Annotated in this window: 9 protein-coding genes; 2 read left to right on the top strand and 7 right to left on the bottom strand. The window is 57.2% G+C overall.

Translation table 11 applies throughout. The features are described 5' to 3' along the window. Positions 1-93: 93 nt before the first annotated feature. The 3 genes from AAFM31_RS07035 to purU all read right to left on the bottom strand — a co-directional run bounded on the left by AAFM31_RS07035 (position 94) and on the right by purU (position 2,950). Positions 94-1,347, bottom strand: a complete 1,254-nt coding sequence (locus AAFM31_RS07035) for an HD-GYP domain-containing protein (RefSeq protein ID WP_341707190.1) — start codon at positions 1,345-1,347, stop codon at positions 94-96. 305 nt (positions 1,348-1,652) lie between these two features. Further along, entirely contained in the window at positions 1,653-2,066 is a 414-nt protein-coding gene (locus tag AAFM31_RS07030; protein WP_341707189.1) for a CBS domain-containing protein, read from the bottom strand. Positions 2,067-2,098: 32 nt separating this feature from the next. Then, positions 2,099-2,950, bottom strand: coding sequence for a formyltetrahydrofolate deformylase (purU, locus tag AAFM31_RS07025; RefSeq protein ID WP_341707188.1), 852 nt, complete (start codon positions 2,948-2,950; stop codon positions 2,099-2,101). A 339-nt stretch (positions 2,951-3,289) separates the two neighbouring features. Here purU and mvaT point away from each other — a divergent pair, with 339 nt between their 5' ends. Then, positions 3,290-3,664: a histone-like nucleoid-structuring protein MvaT gene (gene mvaT, locus AAFM31_RS07020; protein ID WP_341707187.1), complete on the top strand. Its 375-nt coding sequence runs from the start codon at positions 3,290-3,292 to the stop codon at positions 3,662-3,664. 54 nt (positions 3,665-3,718) lie between these two features. On the opposite strand, the gene sbcB is transcribed toward mvaT, so the two are convergent. The 4 genes from sbcB to AAFM31_RS07000 form a co-directional block, all read right to left on the bottom strand. After that, positions 3,719-5,158 carry an exodeoxyribonuclease I gene (gene sbcB, locus AAFM31_RS07015; RefSeq protein ID WP_341707186.1) on the bottom strand — a complete coding sequence of 480 codons (1,440 nt, stop codon included), beginning with the start codon at positions 5,156-5,158 and terminating at the stop codon, positions 3,719-3,721. A gap of 47 nt (positions 5,159-5,205) precedes the next feature. Beyond that, on the bottom strand, positions 5,206-5,601 hold the full coding sequence (locus AAFM31_RS07010; RefSeq protein ID WP_341707185.1) for a PilZ domain-containing protein: 396 nt from the start codon (positions 5,599-5,601) through the stop codon (positions 5,206-5,208). Position 5,602: 1 nt separating this feature from the next. Further along, positions 5,603-6,031: a DUF4124 domain-containing protein gene (locus tag AAFM31_RS07005; protein WP_341707184.1), complete on the bottom strand. Its 429-nt coding sequence runs from the start codon at positions 6,029-6,031 to the stop codon at positions 5,603-5,605. A 79-nt stretch (positions 6,032-6,110) separates the two neighbouring features. Beyond that, on the bottom strand, positions 6,111-6,479 hold the full coding sequence (locus AAFM31_RS07000) for a tetratricopeptide repeat protein (protein WP_341707183.1): 369 nt from the start codon (positions 6,477-6,479) through the stop codon (positions 6,111-6,113). A 153-nt stretch (positions 6,480-6,632) separates the two neighbouring features. Here AAFM31_RS07000 and AAFM31_RS06995 point away from each other — a divergent pair, with 153 nt between their 5' ends. Next, positions 6,633-7,565 (top strand): universal stress protein, encoded by a 933-nt coding sequence (locus AAFM31_RS06995; RefSeq protein ID WP_341707182.1) that lies wholly within the window; start codon positions 6,633-6,635, stop codon positions 7,563-7,565. The last annotated feature ends 5 nt before the right edge of the window (positions 7,566-7,570 follow it).

Here is a 7,570-nt window from a genome sequence, read left to right as displayed (position 1 = left end):
AGCGTCCCAGAAAAACGAAACCCCGCGAAAATGCGGGGTTCGTCAGCAGTCTGAACCGCCCATTGGGCGGTTTTTTTTATGCTCGCTATCGCTTTAGTTGGGTAACCAAAGTTGATCCAGATGCTTGAATGGCCAATCTTCCGGGCTTTCCCGGCTGATGATCCGGTATGTTTCCTGTTCATCGGCCAAATCAATGACGGTGATTGGCAGTGCCTGCTTCAGGCGCGCAGAGTAGAACACACTCACCTTGGGCGTGAGCAAGGAATTGCCACTCTGCTCGATCACCACACCCAGACGCTCAGACTGCAGGCGGACCAACGAGCCAACCGGATAAATGCCCAGCATGCGAACGAACAGCTTGAACAACACCGGATCAAAATGGCCCTGCCAACTGGCCATGCGACTCAGGGATTCGGCCGGATCCCATCCTGCCTTGTAGGGACGGTTTGAGGTGATAGCGTCATACACATCACAGATTGCCCCCATCCGCGCCAGCTGGGAAATGCCCTCGCCGCCCAGCCGTTCTGGATAGCCGGTGCCGTCCATCTTTTCATGGTGGTGCAGACAGACGTCCAGTACCGCCTCCGGTACCCCGTCCCAGTCCAGCAGCAACTTGTGCCCCTCGACCGGATGCGAACGCATGATGGCGAACTCTGCATCCGTCAGCTTGCCCGGTTTGTTAAGCACCGCCTCCGGCATGACCGCCTTCCCCATGTCATGCAGCAGTCCGGCCATGCCGGCCTCCAGCACCTGCTCTTCAGACATATCACACAGCCGTGCCATGCCGACCATCAAAGCCGCCACAGCCACCGAGTGCAGGTAGGTATATTCATCTTTGGACTTGATGCGCGCGACGCTGATCAGCGCCTGCGGATTGCGGCTGAGCGAGAGGTTCATTTCATTGACCAGGTGCTGCAGCCCCTCGGTTTCGACGGCCTTGCCCAGACGCACGTCCTTGAAAATATCCTTGACCGCCTGCTTGCCCTTGCGAAAGATCTGCTGGGCACGCCGCACTTCATCGGCCATCGAGGCCCTGATCACCCTATCGCTCGGCGCGGAAGCTGACGCGCTCGCAGCCTCAACCTCGGCCATAGCGATCTCGACTTCGGAGGGGGCCTCCACAGACGCCTGAACATCAGACTGCGCTGCTGCTTCGACATCGAGCCCTTTGCTGACATCGATGATTACTTCTGCAACCGAGCTTTGCAGAATGGTATTGAGCGTTTTGGTGTCCTCAACCAGCACCTTCTTGCTCCAGAACGGATGCTGCAGCCAGGAACCACAAAACTTGTCGACATACATGCCAACGCGCAAGGACTGGGTAGGAATTTTCTTCAGCGTGGTCAACTGCGACCCCCAATAAACAATATGGACGCATTCCCTGCTGAGCGTACTGCGAGTCAGCCAACGTCAAACCAGCTGCGAAGCGTCCTGCCGAATGATGACACTATGCCACTCGACAGAGCCGACTACCAGCTAAGGCGAACTCTGCTCCGGCTGCACAAAAGACGCAGAGTCACTGAAGTCCACGCCCATATCATCAGTCAGCTCATCAGGGTCGAACCGGGCGAGACAGCCCTCTCCGCGCGTCGCCGGAAGACCCGCTGATCCCGCATCCAGAGGGCTGAATGCGGTCTCATCCTCGTCATCCTTCACTTTGGTGCCGCATGCTCATTGTAGGTCTGCATGGCACGCAGAATGTCACGCCTACTAATCTGACCAACCAGCTGCCCATCGTCGACAACAGGCAAGCGCCTGCGTCGCTGACTAATGAAGTGCTCGGCAGCTTTGACGATATCGGCATCCGCATCAATGGTCTCTACCACCGTGGTCATCACCGAGGCGACCGAGCCACCTGCCTCCTCAAAATAGCTGCCGGCCAGAATGCCCTTGAGGCAATCGCCTTCCGACAGCAACCCGATCAGATAGCCGTTTTCATCCAGCACCGGCGCACCCGAAATGCGGTGCGTCAACAACTTATCTATAGCTCGGAACAAATCCATGTCCGGGGTAAAGGTGACCAGATCCGTGGTCATGTAGTCGCGCACTTTTACAGATTTCAGCATACAGCCTCCTGCTCGGGTTTCTCCTTTACAGCTTAGCTGAACACCACGGTCTTGTTGTCGTGAACAAGCACACGATCTTCCAAGTGATAACGCAAGCCACGCGACAGCACCATCTTCTCCACATCCTTACCCAGACGCACCATGTCCTCGGCGTTGTTTCGGTGGGTAATGCGAACGACGTCCTGCTCGATAATCGGGCCAGCATCAAGCTCTTCAGTGACGTAGTGACAGGTAGCACCAATCAGCTTTACCCCGCGCTGGGCGGCCTGGTGATACGGGCGGGCGCCGACGAACGAGGGCAAGAAGCTGTGATGAATATTGATGATCTTGTGGGCATAACGTTCGCACAGTTGCGGCGGCAGAATCTGCATATAGCGCGCCAGTACAATGCACTCGGCCTGCTGTTCTTCTACCAGCCGAGTAACGTCCGCAAAGGCCGGTTCCTTATCCTTCGGATCAACCGGGACGTGATGGAAGGGAATACCATGCCATTCCACCATGCTGCGAAGATCATCATGATTGGAAATCACGCTGGTAATATCACAATCCAGTTCACCGCTGTGCCAGCGGTGCAACAAGTCGGCAAGACAATGAGACTCGCGACTTGCCATCAGCACCACTTTCTTGCGTACAGCTGAATCACTCACCCGCCAATCCATTTGAAACTCTTCACCAATAGGTGCGAAGGCCGTACGCAATCCTTCAAGATCAAACGGCAGCGAGTCGGCACGAATTTCGTGGCGCATGAAGAACCAGCCGGAGAGGTTATCCGAGTGATGATTGGCTTCGGTAATCCAACCGTTGTAGGTCGCCAGAACATTACTTACCTTGGCAACAATCCCGACACGGTCGGGGCACGCGATTACCAGCCTGAAAGTACGCATCTTCTCTCCTGTATATAAGCAACTCTGCTCGCCTGAATGACCACTGGCTCAGTGGTTGCGGGCTGCGGCATTTTACCCGCTGCGCCATGACCGCGCAGCCACAAACAGACCAGCAGTGCGAAGGATTATGTCAACCAGGCGTCACCCTGCGCACAGAGCTTCAATATCCGTCCTGATAGCAGCACAAAGTTAGTCAGTTCTGCCGGTAAATATTGCATAGCGTGCCAAATAGCATGCTTTGTTGCTTAGTTACCCAAGATAACTTGTTGTACGTTTTTTGCTCTTAAACTATTATTCAACGGTCCTGATTATCCCAACTCCCAGCAAGGATAAATTTATATGTCAATGCTGCAAGAATACCGTCATATCGAAGAACAGATTCGCGAACTCAAAGATCGTCTAACCTCTCTGTCCAACGACGACAAGCTGAAAAAAGAAATCGAGTTCGAAGAAAAACTGCGTAGCCTGATGGGACAGTACAACAAGTCCCTGAAAGACATCACTGCCATCCTCGACCCGGACAACAAACTGGGCGCAGGTAAAGGCAAGGCTGCTGCAACTGGCAGCAAGCGTGCTCGCAAGGTCAAGCAGTACAAAAACCCGCACACCGGTGAAGTAATTGAAACCAAGGGTGGCAACCACAAAACCCTTAAAGCCTGGAAAGAACAATACGGCGGCGATACCGTCGAGTCTTGGGTTACTATCCTGGGCTAAGATTTCTCTCCAAAAAAAACCGATGCTTGGCATCGGTTTTTTTATATCTGTCTTTTACAACCCGAGCTGAGCGGCCAATTTCCCGCCGTAGTCGCGCCAACTGAGCAACAGTTGCTGCTGATCAACCGAGAGTTCGGGCAACAACGCCTCGATACTCGCCATAAACTCGGCCAGTGTAACCGGCGCACCACCCTGCTCACCCGCCAACCGAGCTCGACAATAGCCAGCCCATTGCTGCTGCTCATCCGGCGACAGCGTGTCGGGGAAATTGCGCGCCCGATAGCGAAACAGCATATCGACCAGACGCTGATCGCGCAGCGGCCAGCGCATGCTGCCCAACGCAGCTCCGTCAGCCTCACGGATTGCCGGTAGCAAACGGCGATCCGAGTCAGATAGGAAGCCATCGTATAACTGCAGCTCGGCGTCCTGATCCTGGCTCTGCTGAACAGGCTGATCAGTATAAATTTCGGCAAGAGCCCCTTGCCCGCTCTCGCGCCACCCAGCCAGCAGCTCGGCGCGCGCCAGCAGCGTCGGCATATCCAGCTGCAAACGCTCGATATCGGTCGGTTGCAGCACCTTGATATCTGCCAGCACCGGGCACTTGTTCAAATGCACCAGCTTGAGCCCCGGACGCGCCTGTCCTTCAGGCAAGTCCTCAGTTCGCGTATAGAGAAACTGCCGCACCTGCTCGGGTGTCTGGTCAGTCAAGACCGCAGGGTCTGCAGCGAGGTCATAGACAATCACCGCATTGCGGTTAACCGGGTGCCAGCCCAGCGGCAGAACCAATGCAAGGCCACTACGCTCCCGCCCAAAGCGACCGGAAACGTGCACCAGCGGACGTACCCGCTGCAGATCAATGAACTCTGCTGCTCGGCGCTTATCGCGCAGCCCAAGCAAATAGTCATACAGCCGCGGCTGCGCCTGCCTGAAAAGGCGTGCCATGGCGATGGTCGCCCGCACATCAGCCAGTGCGTCGTGCGCCTGTCCATGATCTATGCTATTAGCGGCAGTCAACAGTTCAAGTCTCAGACTGGTAAAACCCTCAACCTGAGGCCACTCTATCCCTTCCGGGCGCAACGCATGAGCGGCGCGCAAGCCGTCGAGCAGATCCCAGCGACTGTTGCCGCCCTGCCACTCGCGCGCGTAGGGGTCGTAGAAATTGCGATACAACGAGAAACGGGTCATCTCGTCATCAAAACGCAGGCTGTTGTAGCCAACCGAACAGGTGCCAGGTTGAATCATCTGCTCGTGCAGTTGATGCATGAACTCAGCCTCACCCAGTCCCTGCTCCAGCCGCTGCGGGCTGATACCAGTGACCAGGCAAGCCTGCGGATGAGGCAGCACGTCCGGCGGCAGGCGCGCGTCGATACACAGTGGCTCGCCGATTTCTTCCAGCGCTTCGTTGGTGCGCACACCGGCAACCTGAACCGGACGGTCCCGTCTGGGATCGATACCGGTTGACTCGAAGTCGTACCAGAAAAAGCTCTTGCTCATGCGCCCCTCACCACGGTCAAAGGGGCAGGTTACCGCAATGACTGGCGTCAGGCATCCGACAATTGATCAAAGCGGAAATAGCGCTGCAATGCATGCGCCAGCCCGGCAAAGGCCTCACGGTTGGTGATCACGCTGAAGCCGCAGTCGAAGTGGCTGGGGGTCACGTCTGCTCGACACCAGTGACTGCGAGCACGAAACGCCAGCCGCTGGGCACCAAGCGGGTCATCCAGATCAGGGAGCTGCAGCTCCAGTTCGTACTCCTGGTCAAGCATGACCGGAAGCGCGCAAATCACCATGATGCCTTCGCGGGAAATATTGCCGATGTAGCCCATCGGTCGCCCGGTTCGGCTGTTGTAGACACATAGGTAGGCACTCAGATGATGCCGCGGGATACGCCGCTGCTCAATCGAAGGCCCTTGGTTGGAACCTGGAATAACTTGCATGTCAGCACTGCTCCGCGATCCGTTGCCGCAGCGAGGACTCAGCCTCCGCCAGCCGTGCTTTGGATACCTCAACCCTGTTACCGTCGGCATCCTCTTCGTACCAGTAAGCGCGCGCTTCAAACATCGCGAGTCGCTGTCGCATGTCCTGACAACGTGCCTCGCGGTCCTGTCGATGCTGGACCATCAGATCACGCTGTTGCTGCCGCTCCTGATCCCGTATGTCCATCAAGCGCTGCATGGTCGCTTCGCTCTGACGCACACGCTCGTCACGCTCCACAACCTGCGGACGCACCTCGACTTCCTCTGAGCCCGGCTGCGGTCGCTGCTCAAAATGCACCTGCCCGTCAGCATCCACCCAACGGTAGATCTGAGCGTGTGCATTGAGACTGCATAGCAGCAATGCGGCCGTCACCAGTTTGAGGTGAGTCATCGCCTGTCCCTGCGCAGATGGATCTTTTCAGAATAGCGGACTGCCACTACCTCGCCAACCTTGTGCGCACATCACGACGTTACTCTGCGACCGGAGGAACAGGGCGCGCCGGATCGTAATGCCCCAGTTGGCGCAAGGTTTCGAGCCGTGCCGCAGCGCGGTAGCTGTATTCACTTTTGGGGTAACTGTCGAGCATAAAGCGGTAAATCTGGATTGCATCCAGATAGAACCCCTGCCGCTCCAGGCACTGGCCTCGCAACAACGAAATCTCAGGCTGTAAATAAGGACGGGAGCGAATCAACCGTTCGGTGCGCGATAGCTCGGCAATCACACTCGCACACTCGCCTTGCGCATAGGCGTCATAGGCCCTGTCGAGGTGCTTCTTGTACCCGCTTGAGCAGCCACTCAGCAGCACCAAAGCAACCAACGGCAACCAATATCTGTTCATGTTTACCTCCGGACGATGGCTTTGTATCGGCATCACCAGCCAAATCTTCACCCCATCACCGCTTGATACAGGTCAGTGTAAATCCCCACTCCATGCTCTAGGCTGAGTATTCTGAGCGTATACGGTGTCACTTGGATAACAGGAGTCAGCTGCATGGATATCAAACACCTGCTGGTCGTAATCGACCCCACCAGCGAACAACAGCAACCCGCGCTCGATCGCGCCGTCAACCTGGCCGAGCGCTTCCCCGGGGCACGCCTCAGCTTGATGATTTGTGACTATATTCCGGCGCTGGACGGCGGCCTGCTGTTTGAGTCTGCGGCACTGGAGAAAGCCCGCGAGTCACTGCTCGGACACCATCGCGAACACCTTGAAGCACTCGCAGCACCGCTGCGCGCCAAAGGCATCAGCGTCGACGTCACCGCTGTCTGGGGCAAGCGCCTGGATCGCCATGTGTTGCGCGAAGTCGCCGAGCGCAAGCCTGATCTGGTGGTCAAGGCCACTCACCATCACAACGTGCTCAAACGCCTGCTGCTCAGCAGCGCCGACTGGCAGTTGATCCGCCACTGCGAAGTACCGCTCTGGCTAGTTAAGCACGGCGACAAGGCCATCGACCGCCTATGTGCCAGCGTCGATCCGCTGCACAGTGCCGACAAACCGGCCGCACTGGATCACAAGCTGATCGCAGCGGCGACCAGCCTGAGCAAAACACTCACCGCCAAGCTGGACCTGGTGCACTGCTACACACCGTTACCCCGCACCATGGTGTTTGATGCCAGCGTGATCGCCGACTACGAAGGCTACGCCAACGATGTTAAGCAGCACCACGCCACCGCGTTCAGCCAGCTGCTGGGCCGCTCGGCGTCGGAAAGCGCGGAGTCCCATCTGCTCGACGGCGACCCGGAAGAGGCACTGCCCGAGTTTCTGGAGAAAGAAAAGGTCGACCTGCTGATCATGGGTGCGGTGTCACGCTCACGGCTGGACAGCGCCCTGATCGGTCACACCGCAGAGCGCCTGCTCGACTCGGTGCCGTGCGACGTTTTGGTGATCAAGCCGGACGGCTTCGTCGACCCGAGCAAGCCCTGACCCGG

Origin of the sequence: Halopseudomonas sp. (assembly GCF_038130085.1) — a bacterium.
Lineage (GTDB): Bacteria > Pseudomonadota > Gammaproteobacteria > Pseudomonadales > Pseudomonadaceae > Halopseudomonas.
This window is presented reverse-complemented; position numbering and strand designations above follow the sequence as displayed.

Bases quoted from the DNA above. Each gene is read 5' to 3' on its own strand.
- AAFM31_RS07010 (WP_341707185.1), bottom strand. From the start codon at position 5,601: ATGCAAGTTATTCCAGGTTCCAACCAAGGGCCTTCGATTGAGCAGCGG.
- AAFM31_RS07005 (WP_341707184.1), bottom strand. From the start codon at position 6,031: ATGACTCACCTCAAACTGGTGACGGCCGCATTGCTGCTATGCAGTCTC.
- AAFM31_RS07000 (WP_341707183.1), bottom strand. From the start codon at position 6,479: ATGAACAGATATTGGTTGCCGTTGGTTGCTTTGGTGCTGCTGAGTGGC.
- purU (WP_341707188.1), bottom strand. From the start codon at position 2,950: ATGCGTACTTTCAGGCTGGTAATCGCGTGCCCCGACCGTGTCGGGATT.
- sbcB (WP_341707186.1), bottom strand. From the start codon at position 5,158: ATGAGCAAGAGCTTTTTCTGGTACGACTTCGAGTCAACCGGTATCGAT.
- AAFM31_RS07030 (WP_341707189.1), bottom strand. From the start codon at position 2,066: ATGCTGAAATCTGTAAAAGTGCGCGACTACATGACCACGGATCTGGTC.
- mvaT (WP_341707187.1), top strand. From the start codon at position 3,290: ATGTCAATGCTGCAAGAATACCGTCATATCGAAGAACAGATTCGCGAA.
- AAFM31_RS06995 (WP_341707182.1), top strand. From the start codon at position 6,633: ATGGATATCAAACACCTGCTGGTCGTAATCGACCCCACCAGCGAACAA.